Genomic DNA, 23,489 nt, shown 5'->3' on the forward strand with positions numbered 1-23,489 from the left:
CGGCATGATCCCAAAGCGCCGCGGCCTGATACTGGCCGCGCTGACAGTAACCGCACTGGCCGCCTGTAACCCGGGCGGCCTTTCGGCTGAGAAACGGGGCGCTTTCGCCCCCGGCACCAAACCCGGAGCGGAGGCGGTCGACGGGCTTCTCGTCGGCCACCGGCTGATGGAAGCGGGCGAATACGAGCTTGCGCTGAAAGCCTATTACCGCGCGGCAGGCCAGCATGGCGCCACGGCGGAAATCCTCTCGGGCGTCGGCTCGGCCGACCTGAAGCTCGGGCGTCTCAACCAGGCGGAACAGATGCTGCGCCGGGCGACCGAAGCCGATCGGACCTTCGTGCCGGCGTGGAACAACCTCGGCGTCGTTCTGATGGAGCGCGGCAAATACGCCGAAGCCGCCCGCGTCTTCAAACTGGCCTTCGCGCTGGACAGTGGCCAATCGGACGCGATCAAGCAAAACCTCACGCGGGCGCTCGCAAAAATCGAGGAGCCGGGTTACGCTGCGCCACAGGACAAGCAGTTCACGCTCGTCAGGAAAGGGGTCGGTGACTACCTGCTGCTGACGAAGCACTGAGGCTCGAGCAAAAAGGACGCAGGTAACATGCGCCACCCGATCTTTCTGGCAGCCTTGGCTGGCTGCGCGATGACCCTCTCTGGCTGTATGGGCAATAACAGCGACGCCGAAGTCGCGCGCGCGATGAAAAGCGTGAATGCCGTCGACGAGACCAACCTCACCGACATCATGCTGACGGTCGCCGACCCGAACGAGGCCGTTACCTATTTCACCCGGCTGTCCAACGACCACCCCGACCGGATCGACGCCAAGCGCGGCCTCGCGAAATCGCTCGTGCGCGCTCAGAAGCCGGTGCAGGCCGTGAAGGTCTGGCAGGAGGTCATCGCCATGCCGGGCGCGACCAATGACGACCGCGTGTCGATGGCCGAGGCGCAGATCCGCTCCAATGACTGGTCCGGAGCGAAGGCGACGCTGGACACCGTGCCGCCGACCCACGAGACCTACGACCGCTACCGGCTTGAGGCGATGGTCGCCGATAGCGAGAAAAAGTGGAAGAAGGCCGACAGCTTCTACGAGACCGCGGCGGGCCTGACCACGAAGCCCGCGGGCATCTACAACAACTGGGGCTTTTCCAAGCTCAGCCGCGGCGATGCGGCGGGCGCCGAGAGACTGTTCAAGGAAGCGCTCACCTACGACCCGACGCGCTTCACCACGAAGAACAACCTCGTACTCGCCCGTGCGAGCCAGGGCAAATACGACCTGCCCGTGATCGACATGACCCAGACCGAGAGGGCGCAATTGCTCTATACGGCGGGTCTCGCGGCGGTGAAGCGCGGCGACGTCAATATCGGCAAGACGCTTCTGCAAGACGCGATCGACACCAATCCGCAATATTTCGCGGAGGCCGACCGGGCGCTGAAGGCGCTCGATCAGGGACCCTCGAGCGCGCTGAAGGGTTGACGGAATGCTCGGTCTTGCTCCGCCTCTGTCGGCGCTGATCTTTCTGGTGCTGATCACCCCGGTTTGCGCCTGGGTGGTCTTTACCGACCTCAAATACATGAAGATCCGCAACAAGGCGGTACTGGCGCTGCTGTTGATCTTTGCGGTGGCGGGGCCGCTCCTGCTGCCGCTCGACGTCTATGGATGGCGTTGGACCCATGCGCTCGTCGTCTTCGCGATCGGCTATATCCTGAACCAGATCGCGCATTTCGGCGCGGGAGACGCGAAATTCGCCGCCGTCGCCGCGCCATTCTTCTCGCATGACCTGTTCGACGTGCAACTGACGATGTTCCTGCTCTGCGCCTTCCTGCTGGCCGCCTTCGCTGCGCATCGCATCTTTCGTGCAATCCCGGCAGTGGTGAACGCGACCCCCGACTGGGTCAGCTGGAAGCGCAAGGACTTCCCGATGGGCTTGGCGCTGGTAGGCACGCTCTGGGCGTATCTGCTGCTCGCGGCCCTTGGCTGATTGTTCGGCCCGCCGACCAGGTATCGCGACGATTACCCTGTTTTTCCAACTTTTGGCCACAATCGCCAGCAAGATTGGCCCGGACCGATCTTCGCCCCGTTTTCGATCAGACGGGACGTATAGCCGAGAGGATGCGCCAGATGAACATGATGACCGCGAATGTCATCGCCCCTGTCCCGCCGCGCGCGCTGGAGGAAACGGGGCTAAATGTCGTGGTGATGCGCGACATCCTCCTGAAGACGATGTTCCGCACCAATACGGACACGGCCTCCGCGCTGTCGAAGCTGGTCTGCCTGCCGATTACCATGGTGCAGGAATTGATCGACATGTGCCGCAAGCACGGTCTGCTGGAGGCGATGGGCACGCTGCACGCCAATTCCGGCGGCGAGATGGGATTCCAGCTGTCCGATAGCGGCAAGGCCCGCGCGCTCGATGCGCTCGCACAGTCGGAATATTACGGCGCGATGCCTGTCCCGCTGACGATCTATCGCGAGCAGGTCAAGCGCCAGTCGATCCGCAACATCCAGCTGACCCGCCAGCAGCTTCTGGGCGCGATGGGCCACCTGATCCTGCCGCCCGACCTGATCGGCCAACTTGGTCCGGCGGTCTCCTCGGGGCGCTCGATCCTGATGTACGGTCCCCCCGGCAATGGCAAATCCTCGATCTCGAACGGTATCCGCGACGCGATCGGCGACAATATCTTCATTCCTCGCGCCGTCGAATATGCCGGTCAGATCATCACCGTCTACGACCCTATCGTACATACCCCCGTCCCCGTCGAGGAGGACGATCCCACCGCCCTGCGCAAGCGCGGGATGCAGTTCGATCAGCGCTACGTCTATTGCGAGCGCCCGACCGTGATTACCGGTGGTGAACTGTCGCTCGACATGCTCGATCTGAAATACAACGCGACCGCGCGCACCTATACCGCGCCGCTGCAGTTCAAATCGGCGGGCGGCGTCTTCATCGTGGACGACCTTGGCCGTCAGGCGGAGCCGCCGCAGAAGCTGGTGAACCGCTGGATCGTGCCGCTGGAAGAGAACCGCGATATCCTCTCGCTTCAGTCGGGCGAGAAATTCGAGGTGCCCTTCGACACGCTGGTGATCTTCTCGACCAACTTCCACCCGAACGATATCTTCGACAAGGCGGCGCTGCGTCGTATCTTCTTCAAGATCAAGATCGACGGGCCGAACCAATCCGACTATCTCAAGATCTTCCAGATGGTGGCGAAGAAGCGGCAGATGCCACTGGATGAGAAAGCGCTGCTGCACCTGCTCAAGGTGAAATATCCCACCATCGACAATGTCTACGCCAATTATCAGCCGATCTTCTTGATCGACCAGATGATCTCGATCTGCGAATTCGAGGGCATCCCCTATCAGATGACACCGGAGCTGGTGGATCGCGCCTGGGACAACATGTTCGTGAAAGACGAGGTGATCGTCCACTGACGGCGCTACTGCGCGGCCATCCGCTCCGCTCCGGAAGGCGGGAAGCCCGCAGCCTCGACGCGCGGCTGGTAGGTGCGCGAGACAGGCACCTCTTCGCCGTCGGACATCTCCAGAAAGACCCGCCCCTTCTCCTTGCGCATCGCGCGCACCGCTTCGCGCGCCACCCAATGCGAGCGATGGACCTGCAGGCCTGGCGCGCCCTCGGTCTCGGCGATCGCATCGGCAAGCCGGATCAGCAGACTGGTCTGCCCGGCCTCGGTGACCACGTCGACATAGTGGTCATTCACCGCAAGCCGGATCAACGGCGCGCGCAAGTCCGGCTCGAGCCGATAGAGCAGACGTGGCGCGGGCCGTGTCGGAGCTTTCTCGGCCGACGGATCGGCCCCGCTCGGCGCTTCTGTCGGATAAGCAGCGGCATGGATCTCACGCGACCGCGTCCGGCGCCCCTGCTCGGGCGCCATCCAGTGCCGCAGGATTGATCCCGCCATCGAGAGGCCAAAGATATATGCGGCCATGTGGAATATCTCGAACCCGCCGAAATTCGGCTTCTCCGCAAGCAGCAGGACGAGCAGGTAAAGCGGCGCGGTCAGCACGAGAGCCGAGAGACCCGCGAGGGTCGGAGCCTCGTATCGGAAACAGCGTAAACCCAACTTGCGCCGCACGAAAATGCGGATTGCCGCGCCTATCAGAATGCCCACGGCGATACTGGTCGGCCAGAAAACCAAGCGTGCGCCGAAGGACATGGATTCGAGAGAGTTGAACGGACCGGCGGCGACACCGAAAAGCGATGCGACGATCCAGATCACCGGCAGAGCCGGAATCTTCAACGCCCGCCAATATGTCTTCCAGAATCCTGCCATAGCCGCCACGCCTCAATTGACGCTTGGGTAACGCAAGCATCACAGGTCCGACAACGGCAAAGGCCGTTTTCTCCTGTCCAACCTGCGGAAATCCTTACCTACTTTCGTCAGGCAGTCAAACCCTCGGGTTCGGGCAGATTGTTCGCGCGGCAGCAGGCAGTGACCGTGTTGGCCAGCAGGCAGGCGATGGTCATCGGACCGACGCCGCCTGGCACCGGGGTGATCGCGCCGGCGACCTCCTTGGCGCTGTCGAAATCGACATCGCCGACCAGCCGCGTCTTGCCCTCGCCCTTCTCGGGCGCGTCGATCCGGTTTATGCCGACATCGATCACGGTCGCGCCAGGCTTCACCCAGTCGCCCGGGATCATGCGTGGACGGCCCACGGCCGCGACAAGGATATCGGCGCCGCGGCAGACATCCGCGAGGTTCTTGGTGCGGCTATGCGCGATGGTGACGGTGCAGCTGTCGCGCAGCAGCAGTTGCGCCATCGGCTTGCCGACGATGTTGGAGCGCCCCACCACGACGGCGTTCAGCCCCGAGAGGCTACCCAGTTGATCGCGCAGCATCATCAGGCAGCCCAGCGGCGTGCAGGGTACCATCGATTTCTGCCCAGTGCCGAGAAGGCCCACATTGAGGATATGGAAGCCGTCGACATCCTTCGCGGGGGTGATCGAATTGATCACCTTCTCCTCGTCGATGTGATCGGGCAGCGGTAGCTGCACGAGGATGCCATGCACCGCCGGATCGGCGTTCAGCTTCTCGACCAGAGCCAGCAGATCGGCCTCGGAGGTCTCGACTGGCAGCTTGTGCTCGTAGGACTTCATCCCGGCTTCAAGGGTCTGCTTGCCCTTGTTTCGGACATAGACCTGACTGGCCGGGTCTTCGCCCACCAGAACCACCGCGAGGCCCGGCGTGATGCCGTGTTCCTCCTGCAGCCGGGTGACATGCTCGGCCACTTTCTCGCGCACGCTCGCTGCGAAGGCCTTCCCGTCGATGATCGTCGCCGTCATTTCATTCCTCCGTCACTCCGCCGCCGCGAAGGTCGCGCGGTAATGGTCCATCTGCATGCGGGTCGCGCGGACCGCGTTGTTCATCAGCGTAGAGACCGTGACCGGCCCCACCCCGCCAGGCACGGGCGTGATCCAGCCCGCCACTTCGGCGCAGCTGTCGAAATCGGCGTCGCCCACGGTGCGCCCCTCGACCCGGTTGATGCCGATATCGATCAGGGCCGCGCCGGGCTTGAGCATTTCGCCGTGCACCAGCCCCGGCTTGCCCACCGCGACGAACACGGCATCGGCTGCGCGCGAATGCACCGAGACCTGCCGCGTCATGTGGTGGCACACCGTGACGGTGGCGCCGAGCCCCATCATCAGGAAGGCGATCGGCTTGCCCACGATCTCGGAGTGGCCGATCACGCAGACATTGAGCCCTTCGGTCTGGAGCGGCAGGGATTTCAGGATCTCCACCGCTGCGACGGCGGTACAGGGGCCCAGTTCCAGCTCGTTATAGACGATGTTGCCGATCGAGGACGGATGCATCCCCTCCACATCCTTGAGCGGATGCACCGCCTTTTGCAGCGCCTTGACCGGGATATGTGCGGGCAGCGGGCGCTGGATGATTATGCCGTTGACGCGCGGATCGGCGTTCAGACCGGCCAGCACGCCCTGAAGCTGTTCGAGGCTGATCGTCTCGGGGTAGTTGCGCACCTCGAAGGCCACGCCAGCTTTCTCGGCATATTTCCTCTGGTTGCGCACATAGAGTTCGGCGGCGGCGACGTCACCTACCGAGATCGAGACGAGGCACGGCGCCCAGCCTGCCTCCGAGAGCCGCTGCGCCTCGGCATAGGTCTCGTCCAGCTTGCCCTGAGCAAACGCCTTGCCGTCAATGATCGTGGCGCTCATCGGGGTCTCCCTTGCCCAGAACCTGTTCTTCCTGCCCGATGAAATGCTCGATCATCTCGCGCCAGAGGCGGTCGGCGAGATCGGGATCGAGCCCGGCAGGCTCCGCTGCGGCGCGCACCTTCGAGACCACGTCCTCGACCCGGTCGGGGATGCGTGCAGGCCAGCCATTTTCCTGTTTGAGTTCCGCCGCACGGGCGATCAGCCGGGTGCGCGCGGCGAGCATCTCGACCAGCTCCCGGTCGAGCGCATCGATCGCGACGCGTAGCTCTTCCATCGAGTGTAGTTCGGACGGGGTTTTCATCGACAAGGCTCCCGGAACACTTGCGCCCCCTATCGCAGCTTGGCCCAACAAGCTCAAGACCGCGCGCCTAGAACAAACCCGTGATGCGGCAGTCGGCATCGAGGCCGATCGTCTCCGCAGCCGGGTGCCGGGGGAGGCCCGGCATGGTCATGATTTCACCGCAGATCACCACGACGAACCCCGCCCCGGCCGAGAGCCTCACCTCGCGGATCGGCAGCGTATGGCCCGAGGGCGCCCCGCGCAGCGTCGGGTCCGCGCTGAAGGAATACTGCGTCTTAGCCACGCAGATCGGCAGGTTTCCATAGCCCGCGGCTTCCCAGTCGCGCAGCTGGTTGAGGATCTTCTGATCGGCATAGACGTCGCTCGCGTGGTAGATGCGCGTGGCAATGGTCTCGATCTTCTCGATCAGCGGCATGTCCTCGGGATAGAGCGGCGCGAATTGCGAAGGGCGCTCGGTAAGCGCGACGATCTTCTCGGCCAGCGCCTCGGCTCCGGCGCCGCCTTCCGACCAATGTGTGCATAGAACCGCCTCCACGCCCTGCGCCTCGGCGGCGGCGCGCACCGCTGCGATCTCGTCCTCGGTATCGGCAGTGAAGCGGTTGATCGCGACCACGACCGGTACGCCGAATTTCTTCATATTCGCGATGTGACGGTTGAGATTGGCGCAGCCCGCCTCGACCGCGGCAACATCCTCCGCGCCAAGATCCGCTTTAGCGACACCGCCATTCATCTTCAGCGCCCTAACCGTCGCCACGACCACAGCAGCACTCGGCGTCAGTCCGGCCTTACGGCATTTGATGTCGAAGAATTTCTCAGCACCCAGATCGGCGCCGAACCCCGCTTCGGTCACGACGTAATCGGCCAGCTTCAGCGCGCTTTGCGTCGCGATCACCGAGTTGCAGCCATGCGCGATATTGGCGAAGGGCCCGCCATGGACGAAAGCGGGAGTGCCCTCCAGCGTCTGCACGAGATTGGGCTGCAGCGCCTCTTTCAACAGCACCGCCATCGCGCCGTCGGCTCCGACCTCGGCGCAGGTCACCGGCGAGCGGTCGCGCCGATAGCCTACGACGATCCGACCGAGCCTCTCTTGCAAATCCGTCAGGTCGCGGCTCAGGCAGAGGCAGGCCATGACCTCGGAGGCGACGGTGATGTCGAAGCCGGTCTGGCGTGGGAAGCCGTTCGCGACGCCGCCGAGGCTGACGACGATGTCGCGCAGCGCCCGGTCGTTCATGTCGAGCACACGCCGCCACGTGATCCGGCGCGCGTCGATCTCGAGCGCGTTGCCCCAATGGATGTGGTTGTCGATCATCGCCGCGAGCAGGTTATGCGCCGCGCCGACCGCGTGGAAATCGCCAGTGAAATGGAGGTTCATCGACTCCATCGGCACGACCTGCGCGTAACCGCCCCCCGCGGCCCCACCTTTCATCCCGAAATTCGGGCCGAGCGAGGCTTCGCGCAGGCAGATCGCGGCGCGCTTTCCGATCCGGGACAGCCCGTCGCCCAAGCCCACGGTCGTCGTCGTCTTGCCCTCGCCCGCCGGGGTCGGCGAGATCGCTGTGACGAGGATCAGCTTGCCGGTTTCGCACCCATCCAGCCCAGCGACGAACTCCGCCTCCAGCTTCGCCTTGTCGCGACCATAGGGGATCAGGGCGTCTTCAGGAATGTCCAGTTTCGCTGCGATTTCCGGCATCGGGCGCAGCGTGGCGGCACGGGCAATATCGAGATCACTGGTCATCTGGTCCTCCTGCTGACGGAGGGTAACCATTTGACGACGCGGCGAAAGGGAAAGAAGCGACCGTTGCGGGATTAAATCGCCTCAGCGGACCTCGTCCATCAGCTCCCAGGCGCGCTGATCGGGGATGTGCAGCCGCAGCGTCTCACCGACCACCAGACGGCCCGGACGTTCGACCCATGCGGTGACGCCGCGCCGTCCGTGAGCTGCGGGTTTGTAGCGCTTGCCTTTATCGGGATAGTGCTCTTCGATCACCCGGCCCGGCAGGACGCAGGGGCGGTTTTCCATATCGACGACGAGGGTCAGCCCGGTCTCGTTCTGAAGCCGCGCCGAGGGCGGGATATGGGTCAGATCCGGCAAGCCGCGCAGCACGATCGTCGCGCCGACCCAGGACGGATCGATTTCCGGCACGCCCATCGCGAAAGCGGTCTCCGCCAGCTCCTCGGCCGACAGGATCGTCAGCTGGCGGACATTGGCGATCTCGGTGCCCTTGGGATGCTGATCTGTGACCCGCGAACAAGAGGGACGTGTGCGTCCGCCATGCAGTTCTCCCACGGGACCGTCGAAGGTGAATTCGATCTCTTCGACCGGGGTCGAGGTCAGCTGTCCCTCTGTGGTCACCAGCCCGAGCCAGACGACCTCCCCTTGATATTGCGTGGGTTTCAGCGCGGCCATCAGCCCCTCTTTGACAAGACGACAAACAGACGACGGAACGGGAAAAAGACGCTGCCGTCGTCCCGCAAAGGATAAACCGTCTCCAGCGCGGTTTCATAGCGTTCGATGAGAACCTGCGCTTCAGTGTCGCCCAAGAGCCGCAGGAAAGGTCGCATCACCGTGCTTTCCGTAAAGCGGCGGACCGGATGCGCGCCCGGCGTGGGCTCCAGTTCCTGCAGATATTCGGTGTGCCAGATGTCGACCTCGCCGAGGGGGCTGAGCATTTTCGCGTAATCCACCGCCGGAGCCACGGGCGGCACCCAGCCGGCGAAGTTGAAGCGGTCGGGGAACATCTCCTGCGACAGGTCGCGCAGGATGCGATGCGACGGCGCGCCGTGCTGGGCGGGCATCTGCACCGCCAGAACGCCGCCCTCGCGCAGCTCTCCGGCCAGACGCGGGAACAGCTTCGCGTGATCGGGCAGCCAATGCAGTGCAGCGTTGGAGAAGATCATCGCGGGTGGCTTGTTGGACGTCCATTCGGAAATATCGACCAGATCGCAGCGATGATAGGCGCCGGTCGCCGCAGCGCGCTTGAGCATCGCCTCGGAATTGTCGACGCCCACGATCTTACGCTTGGGGTACTGGTGGTTCAGCGTCTCGCCCACCGCGCCATTGCCGCAGCCCAGATCGATGATCTTGCCGCGCTCTGGCAGATGCGGAACCCGCGCCAGAAGGTCGAGTGCCGGGCGCAGCCTCAGATTGCGGAACCGCGCATAAGCGTCGGGATCCCAATCGGCTGCGCCCGGCACTGAAGCGTCACGCGTGACCATTCTCGCGAACCTGCGCGATCAGGCCGAAGGCTCGGGGGTGGTTTCCGCCCCGCCGTCGCCCTGATCCTTTTTCTTGGACGTCTTGGGCAGCGCGGTCACCGACGGCAGGCTTCCCGAGGAGCTGTCATCGTCGTCACCGCCCAGCGGCTCTCCGGAGAGGACCTTCTTGATCTCGTCGCCCGTGAGGGTCTCGTATTCCAGAAGACCCTGCGCCAGACGTTCCCAATCCTCGATCCGCTCGGTGAGGATGCGGCGGGCCTCCTGATAGCCCTCTTCGATCAGGCCGCGCACCTCTTCCTCGATCAGCTCTTTCGTCTTGGTCGAGACCGAGAAGCCAGCGGTGTTGCCCTGATAGCCCTCATGCGCCTCGGCGTAGTCGATATTGCCGACCTTGTCGGACATGCCCCAGCGCATCACCATCGCGCGGGCGATGGCCGACGCCTGCTGAATGTCACCGGCCGGGCCGTTCGAGACATGTTCCTCGCCCCATTTGATGATCTCGGCAGCCTTACCCGCCATCGTCATGGTGATTTTCTGCTTGGCCTCGTCCTTGTGGTAGTTGAGCTTGTCCATCTCGGGCAGCGAGACGACCATACCCAAGGCCTGACCGCGCGGAATGATCGTGGCCTTGTAGACCGGATCGCATTTCGGCAGCGACAGTCCGACGATGGCGTGACCGGCCTCGTGATAGGCGGTCATTTCCTTCTGCTCGGGGGTGAGGACCATCGAGCGGCGCTCGACACCCAGCATCACCTTGTCCTTCGCGTTCTCGAAATCTTCCATCGAGACGAAACGACGCCCGACGCGCGCCGCCATCAGCGCTGCTTCGTTCACGAGGTTCATCAGGTCGGCGCCCGAGAAGCCCGGCGTGCCGCGCGCGATGGTGCGCAGGTCCACATCGGGCCCCACCGGCACTTTGCGCGAGTGAACCGTCAGGATCTTCTCGCGGCCCTTGATATCGGGGTTCGGCACGTGGATCTGGCGATCGAAGCGGCCCGGACGCAGCAGCGCGGGGTCGAGCACGTCTTTCCGGTTCGTCGCCGCGATGATGATGATGCCTTCGTTTGCCTCGAACCCGTCCATCTCGACCAGCAGCTGGTTGAGGGTCTGTTCGCGCTCGTCATTGCCGCCGCCGATGCCGACGCCACGGGCACGGCCCACCGCGTCGATCTCGTCGATGAAGACGATACAGGGAGCGTTCTTCTTGGCCTGTTCGAACATGTCGCGGACACGCGATGCGCCAACACCGACGAACATCTCGACGAAGTCGGAGCCCGAGATGGTGAAGAACGGCACACCCGCCTCGCCCGCAATCGCGCGGGCAAGAAGCGTCTTACCGGTGCCCGGAGGGCCCACCAGCAGCGCGCCTTTCGGGATCTTGCCGCCAAGGCGCGAGAATTTCTGCGGGTTGCGCAGGAATTCGACGATCTCTTCGAGTTCTTCCTTGGCCTCGTCGATGCCAGCCACGTCGTCGAAGGTCACGCGACCATGTTTCTCGGTCAGCAGTTTTGCCTTGGACTTGCCGAAGCCCATCGCGCCGCCTTTGCCGCCGCCCTGCATCCGGTTCATGAAGAAGATCCAGATGCCGATCAGCACGAGGAACGGGAGCCAGACGCCCAGCAGCGACATGAAGCCGGATTGCTGTTGTTTGACGACGCTCACCGCGATGCCCTTGTCGATCAGCTTCTCTGCGATCTGATCTTCCAGAGGCTTGACGGTGGTGAAGCTCGTGCCGTCGGCGAGCTGGTAGCGCACCTCTTCGCCATCGAGGCGGACGTTCTTCACCTCGCCTTTGTTGACGGCGTCCATGAACTCCGAATAGGTCGCTTGGGACGAGTTCATCGAAGATTGCCCATCACCGAAAAGGTTGAACAGGGCCAAAATCAGCAGGAACAGCACCGCCCAAAAGGCCAGATTGCGCGCATTACCCAAGGAATATCCTCCAATCGTATCGGGCGGCTGACCTGCGGTCGCCGCCTCTTCCTCAGTGAAAATAGGCATTACGCGCCCGGGTTCAACGTCGAATTAGCCAAGTGTCGAATGCGTCGCGGCAAATCCGCGCCTGCCAGCCGATCCCGAAGCCTGCGAGCGGTGCCGCGACAAGCGTTTCGCCGCGCCATATGGCCGGGCTTGCGGCAAGCGAGGCACGCGGAAGGCCCGTTTCGCGCCAATCGGGGCATTGGCGTAATCCCGCCTCCCCCAGCGCCGCGACTTCCGTGGCGTCCATGGCGGGCCCGGTGACCACCCAGCGGTCCCAGGTCGCGGCGCCATCTTCGAGGGTCACGCGCAGATCGGCCACCGCCTGCGCCTCGCGGGTGATGCGTAGCGCGCCCTTGGCGGTGGTGATACGGCAACCGTGCAGGGTGCGGTCGCCTTGCCGGGGCAACTCCGCCAGCAGGGTCTGCACCTTCGAGGCGCGCGGCGCGTAATCCGCGCCAGAGATCCAGCGCAGCGCGGCCACGATCAGGCGACGTTGCAGCTCCGGATCCATCGCGGAAAAGCCCGCCGCGTCGATCAGCAGATCTCCCGATTGCTCGGAGACATGGCGCCCGACCTCCGCCATCAGCAGTCGATGCAGCGCAGCGTTGGCCGACGCAAGGTTTGCCGTCACCCCGGCAATCGCCTGCGCATCGACACCCGAAGATTTCAGCGTGCCAAGCGCCTGTCGCGCCTTCACCCGGTCGAAGCGTTCATTTTCGTTGGACGGATCGTCGACCCATGCGATGCCCTGCCTGCGCAGGTAATCGCGCAACGCCTCTCGTGTCTGGGTCAGGAACGGGCGGTGCCATGTCACCCCCTCGGCCTCGAAGCGTGGGCGCATGCCTGACAGCCCCTCCAGCCCCGCCTCGCGCGCGAGCCGCATCAGAAAGGTCTCTGCCTGATCGTCGGCAGTATGCCCAAGCGCGACATGACCGATCCCGGTCGAGCCCGCCCATGCGCCGATCAGCCCAAGGCGCGCCCGGCGCGCGGCGTCCATCAGGTTACCTTCGGCGCTGGCGCCGTTCCAGCGCAGGATCGTGTGCGGAATACCCCGATCTGCGCAGAACCGCCCGACAAATGCGGCTTCCTCGGCAGCCTCGGCGCGCAGCCCGTGATCCACCGTCACCGCGGCGACCTCGAAATGCGCAGCCAACAGCGCCAGCGTCGCCATCGAATCCGAACCCCCGGAAACGGCAACCCCGACGCGCCGGGGCGCATCGGGGTCAAAACCGTGTCTTGCGATGTCGTCGAGCGTCACCGGAGAGCGCTCACTGGCATCCCAGCGATTGCTGCGCGTTCTGCGCCTCGCCCGCCGCCGACGAACCCGGGAAACGTGCGCTCACCTGACCCAGCGTAGTGCAGGCCTCGCTCTGCTGTCCGAGCTGCCCCAGCGCCTTGCCGAGCGACAACAGGTTGTCCGCGGCGCGCGAGCCTTTCGGGTCGGCGGAGAACCCGTCGAGCCATGCCCGCGCAGCGCCCGCCTCATCACCCTGCTTTTGCAGTGCGAGACCGCGATAATACATCGCGTCGCTGGTCAGCGGGGAACCGGGATAGGTCTGCCGGAAGGTCGTGAGAAGATCGGCCGCAGAGGCGTAATCGCCATCCTCATAGGCCTTCTTGCCCGCCTCGAAATCCGATTTCTCGTTGATCGCAAGATCGGGTCCGGGCGTGGAATCCGGAGCCGGACCCGTGACCGACGCACCGGTGTTCGGCGCTTCGCCTCCCAGCGGCTCTGTCTTGCCAAGCTTCGAAATGTCGCAATTCTCTTCCATTTCGCAGACCCGGAAGTTCAGATCGCCGATCCGCTTCGTGCCGTCGGCGACGACGCGGTTGATCTTGTTTTCCAGCTCTTCGACGCGGTCGGTCATATGCGACAGCGACAGCTCCATCGAGTCCATGCGCTGCAGAGCGGAATCGCCGCCCGCCTTCTGCAGACCGGCTTGACCAGAGGATTTCAGTTCCTGGCGCAGGCTACCGATCTCGGTCTGAAGCTGTCCCAGTTCGGTCTTGATGTCAGCCAGCGTCTGGGCGCGGTTCGCGTCCTGAGCCAGCGCGGGCGCGGCTGCCAGAACAGCCGCACCGAGAAGCAAAGCTCTCAGCATCGCGATCAGCTCCCGACCGCCGATTGCGAGATCACCGTCACGGCGCGACGGTTCTTCTGGTAGCACTCTTCGGTCGAGCAGACTGCCAGCGGACGTTCTTTACCGTAGGAGACCGTGCGCAGACGGTTGCCGGCCACGCCTTGGCTGATCAGGTATTCCTGCACCGCAGAGGCACGACGCGCCCCAAGCGCGAGGTTGTATTCGCGGGTGCCCTGCTCGTCGGCATGGCCTTCGATGATCGCGGTGTAGCTCGGGTGGCTCACCAGCCAGCTCGCCTGCTGGCTCAGGATGCCGCGCGCGGTGTCGGTCAGCGTCGACTGGTCGACCTGGAAATGCACCATGTCGCCGATGGTCTGGCTGAAATAGGCCGGCGAGTTCGGATCGTTAATCCCGCCTTGGCTGACGCCACCCATGCCAGCGCCGCCCGGGCCGAGCGCGCCGCCGGGACCGGTCGCACCGGAGCCGTATTGATCGGGGTTCGAACAGGCCGCGAGGCCCAGCATCGAGATGGCCAACACGGCCTTCACTGCAAATTTCATTGGTTCCGCCTTTGTTGATCTGCCCATTGCGGGCGAGCCTACCAGTTTCTCTAACGCTTGTTAATCCGCCCTCACGGCAGAAGCGGCGACCAGGCCGGGTCCGACGCGGCGCCCGGCGTGGAGACTTTCTTCAGGTTGCGCCCGGAGATGTCGACCGAATAGAGCGAGGCCGAGCCTTCGGCGCCGGGGCTCTCCCGGGTGAACATGATCACCCGGCCATTGGGCGACCAGGTTGGGCCCTCGTCGAGGAAGGACGAGGTCAGCAGCCGCTCTTCCGAGCCATCGGTGCGCATCACGCCGATATGGAACCGGCCTTGGTTCTGCTTGGTAAAGGCGATCATATCGCCGCGCGGCGACCAGACCGGCGTCGAATAGCGCCCGTCACCGAAGCTGATCCGCGTCGCCTCGCCGCCGCCGACCGGCATGATGTAGAGCTGCTGGGTACCCGAGCGATCGGACTCGAACACGATCCGCGATCCGTCGGGCGAGAAGCTGGGCGAAGTCTCGATCGCGGGCGAGGTCGTCAGGCGTTGGGTCTGGCCCGTGCTGACATTCATCATCCAGAGGTCGGTATTGCCGTTCTGCTCCATCGAGTAGACGATTTTCTGCCCATCGGGCGAGAAGCGCGGCGCGAATGTCATCGTCCCGGGCACTTCAGGCAGCAGCCTCGCCGAGGCGGTCGCCACGTCGAGCATCTTGATGCGCGGGAAACCGGTCTCGAAGGTGGTGAAGAGCACTTTCGTCCCGTCGCGCGAGAAACGCGGTGCGAGCACGATGGTCGAGGCATCGGTGAGATAGGTCACATTCGCGCCGTCGTAATCCATCACCGCGAGGCGCTTCTGGCGGTTGTCCTTCGGCCCGCTTTCCGAGACGAAAACAACGCGGCTGTCGAAATACGGCCCCTCGCCCGTGATGCGCGAATAGATCACGTCCGAGACCTTGTGTGCCAGACGCCGCCAGCTTGCCGGCGAGGCCGCAAGTTGCTGCCCGTCGCCCATCTGCTGTCCGGAGAACACGTCGAACAGGCGGAACTTCACGACCACCTTGCCGCCCTGCATCCCGACCGACCCCACGACCAGCGCCTGCGCGTTGATCGCCTGCCAGTCGGAATATTTCACCGGCGTGTCGAAGCTCGACACGTTCTGGATATAGGCGGATTTCGGAATTTCGCGGAACAGCCCGGTCCCGGTCAGATCGCTCGAGATCACCTGCGTGATCTGGCTCGCCATCTGGCCAGCGTCGGGGGTCTCGGGGATGAAACCCGCGATTGCGAACGGCATCGGCTCGATCACACCATCGGTGATCTCGATATGCAGCGGCTCGGAATCCTGCGCGATTGCGGCGATGGGTGCCAGCATCACAGCGGCCAGCAAACTGAGAACGAAACGCATCATGTCACACACTCCCTTTCCGGGTCTTGCCCGGTTTGTAACGCGCTGCGGCACGATCGTGCATCACAACCCCATGACACCGCGCGGAAATTCGCCGATGAGCCATCATTTCATCCTCATTTTTTCGGGATTGAAGTCGATGGTGATCGTTTTCCAGCGGTCATATTTCTCCGGCGGCAGCGGGAACCCGTCCGAACCGCACAGAACGATGGCGCGTCGCCCGGCCTCGAAGGCCTGATCGACCGCGTTGCCGGTGCCGCCCGTCGCCCCGACCAGCTTGATCGAGGAGATGATCGGGTGGCCGTCGGGCTGCATGTCGACCGACAGCGTCACTGTGGTGCGCAGCGCATCCGAGCTGAGCGCGCCGGTGTTCCAGCACTGCTTGATATCGACGATCAGCGCGTCTTTCTCGCCCGCGGTGATCGGCGGACCCGTCGGCGCAGAGCCGGTGCCACCCGTGCCTTCACCGCCCAAGGCAGCCGCAAGCGCATCGTTGACCGAGGCGCTGTCGACTTTCTTCGGCTCGCTCGGCGGCGTTTTCTCAGCCTGTTTCGGCTCAGCCGGTTTCTTCTCGGCGGGCTTGGGCGCTTCAGGCTTCTTCTCTGCCGGGGACGCAGCCGTCTGCGTCTCTTTCGGCGCGGGCGGTTTCGGCTTGGCGCTCGGCCGCGGCGAGGCCAGCGGCGCGGAGCTTTCCGGCTTGTCCTTGGTCTTGTTCGCCTCGGTCACGATTTCGGTGGAGGCTTCGGGCGGCGCCGTCGCCTCCTTCGGCTTCTCGGTGGGCTGATCGGGCGTGTCGGCGGGTTTGGGGGCCTCTTGCGGCTGAGCCTGCGGGTCGACCTTCGCCTCGGGCGGCGGCTCGGGCGCAGGCGTGGGAGCAACGCGCGGCGCCTGTTTCGGCTTCGGCACGGGCGAGATATCGGGCGTGACCGTCGGCGAAGGCTCCTCGACCGGCGGCACGATCTCGGGCGGCGTGTCGCTCACTTCGGCAGGCGGCGTCGGCTCTTGCAGGGCCGACACATCGGGCTGCGCATCCGGTACGGGGTCGGGCTGCTGCATCGCCTGCGGTTCCGGCTCGGGCTTGGCCTGCGGCTCCGGCGCGGGCGGCTTGGGCGGCGGGGCCGTCTCGGTTGGCGTATCGGGCGCCGTGGGCGCGACCGGATCCGGCGTGGGCTGCGGCGCGTCCTTCGGCGCCGAGGCCATCATCGTGTTGAAGTCCTTCTCGGACATCACCGCGACCTGAGAGATCACCACCGGCTTATTCGGTTTCGGGAAGAACCACTGGCCCCCGGCAATGACCCAGAAGAGCACGCCCAGATGCAGCGCGCCCGACAGGCCGTAACCGATCTTGTCCGCACGGTTCATGCGATGCCCCCTGGGCTCAGTTCCCCGCAGGCGCCGTCAATTGCGGCCCCCCGGTATCGGTGACGAGCGTGATGTTCGAGAACCCCGCGCCGTTGAGCGCGCCCATCACCTGCACCACCTGAGAATAGGAAATCTTGCCATCCGCGCGCAGGAAGACCTTGTCGCTCTTGCGCTCGGCCGCGATCGCCTTGAGACGGTCGATCAGCTGATCCTGCGGCACTTCCGAGTTCATCAGCGAGACCTTCCCGTCCGCCTGGATCGACACCGTCAGCGGCACCTCCTGCTCGGTCGGTACGGCCTTGGCCGCCGTCTTCGGCAACTCGAGCGGCACGCCCACCGTCATCATCGGCGCGGCGACCATGAAGATCACCAGCAGCACCAGCATCACGTCGACCATCGGCGTGACGTTGATCTCGCTCATCGCGGCGTGACGCCCGCGCCCGCTCCTGCGGCGCCGCGATCCGCCCGATCCGCGTTTTGCAACACCCGCACCCATGATCAGCTATCCAACTGGCGCGACAGGATGGTCGAGAATTCGTCCGCGAAGGCCTCATAGTTGCCCGCAATGCGATCGGCATCGGACGACAGCTTGTTGTAGAAGATCACCGCCGGAATTGCCGCGAGAAGACCCAGCGCGGTCGCCACGAGCGCTTCCGAAATGCCGGGCGCCACGACGGCGAGCGAGGTGTTCTGCGAGATCGCGATCTCCTCGAAGGCGACCTTGATCCCCCAGACCGTACCGAACAGGCCCACGAAGGGCGAGATCGAGCCCACGGTCGCAAGGAAGGTCAGCCCGTAATTGAGGTTTTCGGTCGCCTTCTGGATCGCGACATCCATCGAGCGTTCGATCCGCGCTTGCGCGCCGGTGATCAGCGCCCCGTCCTGACGATGCGACCGGCGCCATTCCAACATGCCGGCGGCGAAGATCTTCTGGCTCGCGCCTTCGGGCGCGGGGCCGATCTGGTCGAACAGCTCGTCGAGCGGCTCGCCGGACCAGAAGGCCCGGTCGAAGGCTTCCGCCTCGGAGCGCGCCGCGCGATAGGCGATGAATTTGCGGATGATGATCGCCCAGGACCAGAAGCTGGCCACGACGAGGATGATCATCACGAGTTTGACGGTCAGCGATGCGCGCAGAAAGAGCGCCAGCAGGGAGAAATCGATCTCCTGCGCCATCGCAAGCGAAGAATGGTCCATAGGTACTGCTCGCCGGTTGGGGCCACGTTATCGGGCCTCTGATTACCAGCGATTCTATATCAGCAGTAAGGGGAACGCCATAACAACAATGTAACCGGCGAAACCCCGCCGCTTTTCAATGCAGTTTCGGGGCCAGTTTCCGGCGAATATCGGCGGGAAGCCGCTGAGCCGCGCCCGCCTCGTTGAGACAGACGATGGTGACCTGCGCGGTGAACAGCACCTCGCCGTCGCGCTGCACGGTCTGCTCCATCACCAAGCGCGCGCCCGTTTCGGTGACGAGGTCGGTCGTCACCACCAGTTCGTCGTCGAATTTCGCGGGACGCAGGTAATCGGCCTCGACGCGGCGCACCGCGAAGACCACCCCGTAATCGGCCTTCATGGCGACCTGATCTACGCCCAGCGCGCGGACGAATTCGGACCGCCCGCGCTCGATGAACTTCAGGTAATTGGCGTAATAGACGATCCCCGCGAGGTCGGTATCCTCGTAATAGACCCGGATCGGAAACTCATGCGCCATGCTCGTTCTCCCGATCGTCCGGCTCCGCCTCGCCCACTTCGCGCGACAATTCCCGCACCGCCTCCGCGGCCTCGCCCTGACGCAGGCCGGCGCGGGCCGCGAGACGCAGCGCGTGGCTCGGATCTTTCGCTACAGCCGGCATCGTCGGGTCATAGGCAGCTGCGATCACCGCAGCGATCTCGGGGCGCAGCACGGTCACCCCGCCCGCCACCGCAAGCGGCGAGCGTTTCACGAAGGCCTTGTCGGACCAAAGCAGGATCATCTGCACCGCCTGGCTGAGCGCGATTACCTCGGCGGGCACCTCGTCGAGCCCCGCATCCATCCGCACGAAGGCGAAACAGGCGCGGATCGCGCCCTCCCTGTCGAAGCGGAAGACGCGATACTGGTTCGCCCCCTGATCGTCGAGCCGGATCACCAGATCCTGCAACCCGTCGATCAGGTGATCGAGATTGGGCACCTCGAGCAATTCTTGCCAGTCGCGGAAGAAGAAGATCATCAGGTTCGCGCCCAGCTCGGGATCGGTCTCGGCCATCTTGTGCCCTGCCAGCGCCACCACCGCCTCGACCGCGCCCTTCACCGTCGCAAGCGTCGCCGCCTCGACCCCGAACACGACGGGAACGACGGGGCGCCCCCAACGTGCGAATAGATATTCGTCGGAAGAGCGCCGGAAGAGCTGCTCCACCATTTCGCCCGTGATTTCTGCCTGTTCCGCCATGCTGCCTCCCTCGCTTCGCCCCGACCCTAAGAGATCGCGACCGGGGGGGGAAGGGGGCCAGCCCGATCGGCCGCGCATCCCCGGCTTTTGCCTGCAACGACGTTTCGGCTTGGCACAAATATCCCGGGGGAGCGCCCGACCGGGCGTGGGGGCAGCGCCCCCTCTTCTTCGGCGATTGCGAACCCACGGTGACGGGCGGCAGCCCTCCCTGATCTGCGCTTGCCGCGCTTGCACCTCACGCCTATAAGGGCGGCATGTTCTTGCTGGCTGCATATCCGCGAATTATTTGCCCGGCGCTCTGACGCGTCAGGGTAGCCGGGATATTGCGCCAAGCCTCGCGGCGTGCGCGCGCACGCCCTTCCCTTTCCCAAGGACGACCTATCCATGAGTTCCGACCAGACCACCGAGACGACCGCCCCCGACTATCGCGGCACCGTCTTCCTGCCGAAAACCGATTTCCCGATGCGCGCGGGCCTGCCTGCGCGTGAGCCCGACTGGCTGGCGCGCTGGGAGAAGATCGGCGTCTACGATCGCCTGCGCGAGAAGGCCGCGAAGGAGACGCGCCCCGGCTTCGTGCTCCATGACGGCCCTCCCTACGCGAACGGCCATCTCCATATCGGTCACGCGCTCAACAAGATCCTGAAGGATTTCATCACTCGCTCTCAGCAGATGATGGGCCGCGATGCGCGCTACGTGCCTGGCTGGGACTGCCACGGCCTTCCGATCGAGTGGAAGATCGAAGAGCAGTACCGCGCCAAGGGTCTCGACAAGGACGCTGTCGACGTGGTGGCGTTCCGCCGCGAATGCCGCGCCTTTGCCGAGAACTGGGTCGACATCCAGCGCGAGGAATTCAAGCGTCTGGGTGTCTATGGCAACTGGGCCGATCCCTATCTGACGATGAACTACCATGCCGAGGCGGTGATCGCCGAGGAGTTCATGAAGTTCCTGATGAACGGCACGCTCTACCAAGGCTCCAAGCCCGTGATGTGGTCGCCGGTCGAGAAGACCGCGCTGGCCGAGGCAGAGGTCGAGTATCACGACCACACCAGCCACACGATCTGGGTGCGCTTCAAGGTCCGCCGGGGCGGCAATGCCGACATGCCGACCGAGGATGCGGTCGAATATGACGCCGCGGATCAGGCGCTGCTGGCCGATCAGCTGCACGCGGCGAGCGTCGTGATCTGGACCACGACCCCGTGGACGATCCCGCAAAACCGCGCCGTGTCCTTCAATCCGGGCATCGCCTACGGGCTCTACCGCGTCGACACGCTGGGCGAGAAATCGACCGCCGAGGAAGGCGAACTGCTGCTGATGGCCGATGCGCTGGCGCAATCGGTGATGGATCAGGCGAAAGTCGAGAGCTTCAGCCGCGTGCGCAATGTCAGCGCGGCAGAGCTTGAGGGGCTGACGCTCTCGCATCCCTATGCCGGCGTCGAGGGCGCGAATGGCGAGTGGGATTACGACGTCCCGGTCCTGCCCGGCGACCACGTCACCGACGAGGCCGGGACGGGCTTCGTTCACACCGCACCGAGCCACGGCGACGACGACTATCAGATGGGCCTGAAATACGGGCTGCAGATGACCTATAACGTCGAGCCCGACGGCAGCTACCGCAAGGACCTGCCGCTGTTCGGCGGCGAGGCGATCGTCGCGGCTGATGGCAAGGACGGGCCGGCAAATGTGTCGAACATCAAGCAACTGGCCTGGGCCGGGGCGCTTCTCGCCAAGGGCAAGATCAAGCACTCCTATCCGCATAGCTGGCGTTCCAAGGCCCCGCTGATCTATCGCAACACGCCGCAATGGTTCGCCGCGATCGACCACACGCTGGATGACGGCATGGGCGAGTATGGCGACACGATCCGCGCCCGCGCGCTGACCTCGATCGAGGAGCTGGTGACCTTCACGCCCGAAAAGGGCAAGAACCGCCTGCATTCGATGATCGAGAACCGTCCCGACTGGGTGCTGAGCCGTCAGCGCGCCTGGGGCGTGCCGCTCACCTGTTTCGTCAAGAAAGGCGCCAAGCCCACCGACGAAGACTTCCTGCTGCGCAACGCCGAGGTCAACGCACGCATCACCGCCGCTTTCGAGACCGAGGGTGCGGACGCGTGGTATGAGGACGGCTTCAAGGCGAAGGTTCTGGAAGGCGTCGTGAATCCCGACGAGTACGAACAGATCTTCGACGTGCTCGACGTCTGGTTCGATTCCGGCTCCACCCACGCCTTCGTGCTGCGCGACCGCGCCGACGGGACAGAGGACGGCATCGCCGATGTCTACCTCGAGGGGACCGACCAGCACCGCGGCTGGTTCCACTCCTCGTTGCTGCAGGCCTGCGCCACGAAGGGCCGCGCGCCCTACCGCAATGTGGTGACGCATGGCTTCACGCTCGACGAGAAGGGCATGAAGATGTCCAAATCGCTCGGCAACACCGTCGCGCCGCAGGAGGTGATCGAGCAATACGGCGCCGATATCCTGCGGCTCTGGGTTGCGCAGTCGGACTTCACCGCCGATCTGCGCATCGGCAAGGAGATCCTGAAAGGCACCGCCGACAGCTATCGTCGTCTGCGCAACACGCTGCGTTTCATGCTGGGCAATCTCGATGGGTTCTCCGACGCCGAGCGCGTCGATCCGACCGAGATGCCGGAACTGGAGCGCTGGGTACTGCATCGTCTGGCACAGCTCGATACCGAGGTGCGCAAGGGCTATGACGCCTTCGATTTCCAGGGCGTTTTCCAGCAGCTGTTCAACTTCTGCACGGTGGACCTGTCGGCCTTCTATTTCGACGTCCGCAAGGATGCGCTCTATTGCGACCCCGAGGACAGCCTGCGCCGCCGTTCGGCGCGCACGGTGCTGGATCTGCTGTTCCATCGCCTGACGACCTGGCTCGCGCCGATCCTCGTCTTCACCATGGAAGACGTGTGGCTGTCGCGCTTCCCGGGCGACGATGCCTCGGTTCACCTGCAGGACATCCCCGAGACGCCCGAAGCCTGGGCCGACGCGAGCCTTGCGGCGAAATGGGATGGCATCCGCCGCGCCCGTCGCGTGGTGACGGCAGCGCTGGAGGTGCAGCGTTCGGCCAAGGTGATCGGAGCCTCGCTAGAGGCCGCACCAGTCGTACATGTCGAGGATGCGGACGTTCTGGCGGCGCTGAAATCGGTGCCCTTCGAGGATCTCTGCATCACCTCGGACATCGCGCTGACCGCCGACCCGGCTCCGCAGGAAGCATACCGCCTGCCCGAAGTTTCGGGCATCTCGGTGGTCTTCGAGAAGGCCGACGGTCAGAAATGCGAGCGCTGCTGGAAGATCCTGCCCGATGTCGGCACGCATGAGCATCCCGGCACCTGCAAACGGTGCGATGCGGCGCTCGACTGAGCGGCGCGTATCCGGTGACGGAATGAAGGGCACCCGCTTGGGTGCCCTTTTTCATGTCAGGTCAGGACGGCATCTGGTGCGGCGGCAGCGGCGGCGGCCCGAAACGGTTACCGCGCGGCGAGCCGCGCTGAACGGTGAAGAAGAGCAGGACCAGCGTCCCGATCAGCGGGATCAGCATGATCAAGGCCCACCAGCCGGTTCGGTCGAGGTCGTGCAGCCGCCGCACCAGCACCGCGAGCGACGGCAGGAACACGACGAGCGAGAAGATCGCCCCCAGCAGCGACGCTTCGCCGCCCCGCATCATCATTGGACCGAAGAGGATGCGATCCAGCAAGCCGAAAACGATGTTCCCGAGAAAGACGAAGAGCACGAACCACCAAAATTCGGGCCGGGCCGCGCGGCCGGTGAAAGTCACGTAGTTCGAGAAACATTTGCGGATCGCTTCGCTGAACTCCATCGGGCGTCTCCCTTCGTGGATGAGCTGTCGAGGAAGCTTAGCCTCAGGACGACGCGTCACGCCAGCGTGAATCCGGCGGGGTAGGTGCGGTGGGCGCGTGATGCGTCAACGCGCGACGTGCATTCTTCTTATTTGCGTCAAGATTCGCGGCTAAC

23 protein-coding genes are annotated in these 23,489 nt (G+C 64.4%); 5 read left to right on the forward strand and 18 right to left on the reverse strand.

Annotated features, from left to right (window positions below; translation table 11 throughout):
• Positions 1 to 4 precede the first annotated feature (4 nt).
• The 4 genes from DEM26_RS13240 (at position 5) to DEM26_RS13255 (ending at position 3,430) form a co-directional block, all read left to right on the forward strand.
• Positions 5 to 574, forward strand: a complete 570-nt coding sequence (locus tag DEM26_RS13240) for a tetratricopeptide repeat protein (protein ID WP_088720374.1) — start codon at positions 5 to 7, stop codon at positions 572 to 574.
• Positions 575 to 601: 27 nt separating this feature from the next.
• Positions 602 to 1,474 (forward strand): tetratricopeptide repeat protein, encoded by an 873-nt coding sequence (locus tag DEM26_RS13245; RefSeq protein WP_109172596.1) that lies wholly within the window; start codon positions 602 to 604, stop codon positions 1,472 to 1,474.
• Positions 1,475 to 1,478: 4 nt separating this feature from the next.
• Positions 1,479 to 1,979: a prepilin peptidase gene (locus DEM26_RS13250; protein ID WP_075775891.1), complete on the forward strand. Its 501-nt coding sequence runs from the start codon at positions 1,479 to 1,481 to the stop codon at positions 1,977 to 1,979.
• A gap of 140 nt (positions 1,980 to 2,119) precedes the next feature.
• Positions 2,120 to 3,430, forward strand: a complete 1,311-nt coding sequence (locus tag DEM26_RS13255) for an ATPase (protein ID WP_075775890.1) — start codon at positions 2,120 to 2,122, stop codon at positions 3,428 to 3,430.
• 5 nt (positions 3,431 to 3,435) lie between these two features.
• Here DEM26_RS13255 and DEM26_RS13260 read toward each other — a convergent pair whose 3' ends face one another.
• From DEM26_RS13260 to DEM26_RS13340, 17 genes are all read right to left on the reverse strand, one after another.
• A complete protein-coding gene (locus tag DEM26_RS13260) occupies positions 3,436 to 4,290 on the reverse strand; it encodes a LytTR family DNA-binding domain-containing protein (RefSeq protein ID WP_088722939.1) in 855 nt (284 codons plus the stop codon).
• A 107-nt stretch (positions 4,291 to 4,397) separates the two neighbouring features.
• Positions 4,398 to 5,300, reverse strand: coding sequence for a bifunctional methylenetetrahydrofolate dehydrogenase/methenyltetrahydrofolate cyclohydrolase FolD (gene folD, locus DEM26_RS13265; RefSeq protein WP_088720378.1), 903 nt, complete (start codon positions 5,298 to 5,300; stop codon positions 4,398 to 4,400).
• 12 nt (positions 5,301 to 5,312) lie between these two features.
• Positions 5,313 to 6,191, reverse strand: coding sequence for a bifunctional 5,10-methylenetetrahydrofolate dehydrogenase/5,10-methenyltetrahydrofolate cyclohydrolase (locus DEM26_RS13270; RefSeq protein ID WP_088720379.1), 879 nt, complete (start codon positions 6,189 to 6,191; stop codon positions 5,313 to 5,315).
• Entirely contained in the window at positions 6,172 to 6,492 is a 321-nt protein-coding gene (locus tag DEM26_RS13275; protein ID WP_075775885.1) for a chorismate mutase, read from the reverse strand. Before DEM26_RS13275 ends, DEM26_RS13270 begins: the two co-directional genes overlap by 20 nt.
• A 67-nt stretch (positions 6,493 to 6,559) precedes the next feature.
• Entirely contained in the window at positions 6,560 to 8,227 is a 1,668-nt protein-coding gene (locus DEM26_RS13280) for a formate--tetrahydrofolate ligase (protein WP_109172597.1), read from the reverse strand.
• Between the two features lie 81 nt (positions 8,228 to 8,308).
• Positions 8,309 to 8,899 (reverse strand): MOSC domain-containing protein, encoded by a 591-nt coding sequence (locus DEM26_RS13285; protein ID WP_075775883.1) that lies wholly within the window; start codon positions 8,897 to 8,899, stop codon positions 8,309 to 8,311.
• Positions 8,899 to 9,708 (reverse strand): methyltransferase domain-containing protein, encoded by an 810-nt coding sequence (locus tag DEM26_RS13290; protein ID WP_109172598.1) that lies wholly within the window; start codon positions 9,706 to 9,708, stop codon positions 8,899 to 8,901. Before DEM26_RS13290 ends, DEM26_RS13285 begins: the two co-directional genes overlap by 1 nt.
• Before the next feature lie 18 nt (positions 9,709 to 9,726).
• Positions 9,727 to 11,640 (reverse strand): ATP-dependent zinc metalloprotease FtsH, encoded by a 1,914-nt coding sequence (gene ftsH, locus DEM26_RS13295; protein ID WP_075775881.1) that lies wholly within the window; start codon positions 11,638 to 11,640, stop codon positions 9,727 to 9,729.
• Between the two features lie 82 nt (positions 11,641 to 11,722).
• Complete coding sequence (tilS, locus tag DEM26_RS13300; RefSeq protein ID WP_255415032.1) at positions 11,723 to 12,946, reverse strand: tRNA lysidine(34) synthetase TilS; 1,224 nt, start codon at positions 12,944 to 12,946, stop codon at positions 11,723 to 11,725.
• Between the two features lie 10 nt (positions 12,947 to 12,956).
• Positions 12,957 to 13,790, reverse strand: coding sequence for a tol-pal system protein YbgF (ybgF, locus tag DEM26_RS13305; RefSeq protein ID WP_341865723.1), 834 nt, complete (start codon positions 13,788 to 13,790; stop codon positions 12,957 to 12,959).
• 5 nt (positions 13,791 to 13,795) lie between these two features.
• A complete protein-coding gene (gene pal / locus DEM26_RS13310; RefSeq protein ID WP_075775879.1) occupies positions 13,796 to 14,329 on the reverse strand; it encodes a peptidoglycan-associated lipoprotein Pal in 534 nt (177 codons plus the stop codon).
• Between the two features lie 71 nt (positions 14,330 to 14,400).
• Positions 14,401 to 15,723 carry a Tol-Pal system beta propeller repeat protein TolB gene (gene tolB, locus DEM26_RS13315; protein ID WP_075775878.1) on the reverse strand — a complete coding sequence of 441 codons (1,323 nt, stop codon included), beginning with the start codon at positions 15,721 to 15,723 and terminating at the stop codon, positions 14,401 to 14,403.
• Positions 15,724 to 15,825: 102 nt separating this feature from the next.
• Positions 15,826 to 17,082, reverse strand: coding sequence for a hypothetical protein (locus DEM26_RS13320; RefSeq protein WP_075775877.1), 1,257 nt, complete (start codon positions 17,080 to 17,082; stop codon positions 15,826 to 15,828).
• Positions 17,083 to 17,098: 16 nt separating this feature from the next.
• A complete protein-coding gene (gene tolR, locus DEM26_RS13325; RefSeq protein ID WP_075775876.1) occupies positions 17,099 to 17,578 on the reverse strand; it encodes a protein TolR in 480 nt (159 codons plus the stop codon).
• 2 nt (positions 17,579 to 17,580) lie between these two features.
• Positions 17,581 to 18,276, reverse strand: coding sequence for a protein TolQ (gene tolQ, locus DEM26_RS13330; RefSeq protein ID WP_088720384.1), 696 nt, complete (start codon positions 18,274 to 18,276; stop codon positions 17,581 to 17,583).
• Positions 18,277 to 18,391: 115 nt separating this feature from the next.
• On the reverse strand, positions 18,392 to 18,793 hold the full coding sequence (gene ybgC / locus DEM26_RS13335) for a tol-pal system-associated acyl-CoA thioesterase (RefSeq protein ID WP_088720385.1): 402 nt from the start codon (positions 18,791 to 18,793) through the stop codon (positions 18,392 to 18,394).
• Entirely contained in the window at positions 18,783 to 19,508 is a 726-nt protein-coding gene (locus DEM26_RS13340; RefSeq protein ID WP_369907843.1) for a hypothetical protein, read from the reverse strand. Before DEM26_RS13340 ends, ybgC begins: the two co-directional genes overlap by 11 nt.
• A gap of 384 nt (positions 19,509 to 19,892) precedes the next feature.
• Between DEM26_RS13340 and ileS the strand changes: the two genes are divergently transcribed.
• The gene (ileS, locus tag DEM26_RS13345; RefSeq protein WP_109172599.1) at positions 19,893 to 22,877 is read left to right on the forward strand and encodes an isoleucine--tRNA ligase; all 2,985 of its coding nucleotides are present in this window, start codon (positions 19,893 to 19,895) and stop codon (positions 22,875 to 22,877) included.
• 61 nt (positions 22,878 to 22,938) lie between these two features.
• On the opposite strand, the gene DEM26_RS13350 is transcribed toward ileS, so the two are convergent.
• The gene (locus DEM26_RS13350; RefSeq protein WP_075775872.1) at positions 22,939 to 23,334 is read right to left on the reverse strand and encodes a DUF805 domain-containing protein; all 396 of its coding nucleotides are present in this window, start codon (positions 23,332 to 23,334) and stop codon (positions 22,939 to 22,941) included.
• Between the last annotated feature and the right edge of the window lie 155 nt (positions 23,335 to 23,489).

Origin of the sequence: Thioclava sp. NG1 (assembly GCF_003122275.1) — a bacterium.
Classification (GTDB): Bacteria; Pseudomonadota; Alphaproteobacteria; order Rhodobacterales; family Rhodobacteraceae; genus Thioclava; species Thioclava nitratireducens.

Coding starts and splice junctions, on each gene's coding strand:
- DEM26_RS13270 (WP_088720379.1), bottom strand. CDS start 6,191: ATGAGCGCCACGATCATTGACGGCAAGGCGTTTGCTCAGGGCAAGCTG.
- DEM26_RS13240 (WP_088720374.1), top strand. CDS start 5: ATGATCCCAAAGCGCCGCGGCCTGATACTGGCCGCGCTGACAGTAACC.
- DEM26_RS13350 (WP_075775872.1), bottom strand. CDS start 23,334: ATGGAGTTCAGCGAAGCGATCCGCAAATGTTTCTCGAACTACGTGACT.
- tolR (WP_075775876.1), bottom strand. CDS start 17,578: ATGGGTGCGGGTGTTGCAAAACGCGGATCGGGCGGATCGCGGCGCCGC.
- DEM26_RS13320 (WP_075775877.1), bottom strand. CDS start 17,082: ATGAACCGTGCGGACAAGATCGGTTACGGCCTGTCGGGCGCGCTGCAT.
- DEM26_RS13290 (WP_109172598.1), bottom strand. CDS start 9,708: ATGGTCACGCGTGACGCTTCAGTGCCGGGCGCAGCCGATTGGGATCCC.
- DEM26_RS13340 (WP_369907843.1), bottom strand. CDS start 19,508: ATGGCGGAACAGGCAGAAATCACGGGCGAAATGGTGGAGCAGCTCTTC.
- folD (WP_088720378.1), bottom strand. CDS start 5,300: ATGACGGCGACGATCATCGACGGGAAGGCCTTCGCAGCGAGCGTGCGC.
- tolB (WP_075775878.1), bottom strand. CDS start 15,723: ATGATGCGTTTCGTTCTCAGTTTGCTGGCCGCTGTGATGCTGGCACCC.
- DEM26_RS13245 (WP_109172596.1), top strand. CDS start 602: ATGCGCCACCCGATCTTTCTGGCAGCCTTGGCTGGCTGCGCGATGACC.
- ybgC (WP_088720385.1), bottom strand. CDS start 18,793: ATGGCGCATGAGTTTCCGATCCGGGTCTATTACGAGGATACCGACCTC.
- DEM26_RS13250 (WP_075775891.1), top strand. CDS start 1,479: ATGCTCGGTCTTGCTCCGCCTCTGTCGGCGCTGATCTTTCTGGTGCTG.
- DEM26_RS13260 (WP_088722939.1), bottom strand. CDS start 4,290: ATGGCAGGATTCTGGAAGACATATTGGCGGGCGTTGAAGATTCCGGCT.
- DEM26_RS13285 (WP_075775883.1), bottom strand. CDS start 8,899: ATGGCCGCGCTGAAACCCACGCAATATCAAGGGGAGGTCGTCTGGCTC.
- ileS (WP_109172599.1), top strand. CDS start 19,893: ATGAGTTCCGACCAGACCACCGAGACGACCGCCCCCGACTATCGCGGC.
- tolQ (WP_088720384.1), bottom strand. CDS start 18,276: ATGGACCATTCTTCGCTTGCGATGGCGCAGGAGATCGATTTCTCCCTG.
- pal (WP_075775879.1), bottom strand. CDS start 14,329: ATGAAATTTGCAGTGAAGGCCGTGTTGGCCATCTCGATGCTGGGCCTC.
- DEM26_RS13275 (WP_075775885.1), bottom strand. CDS start 6,492: ATGAAAACCCCGTCCGAACTACACTCGATGGAAGAGCTACGCGTCGCG.
- DEM26_RS13255 (WP_075775890.1), top strand. CDS start 2,120: ATGAACATGATGACCGCGAATGTCATCGCCCCTGTCCCGCCGCGCGCG.
- DEM26_RS13280 (WP_109172597.1), bottom strand. CDS start 8,227: ATGACCAGTGATCTCGATATTGCCCGTGCCGCCACGCTGCGCCCGATG.
- ybgF (WP_341865723.1), bottom strand. CDS start 13,790: ATGCTGAGAGCTTTGCTTCTCGGTGCGGCTGTTCTGGCAGCCGCGCCC.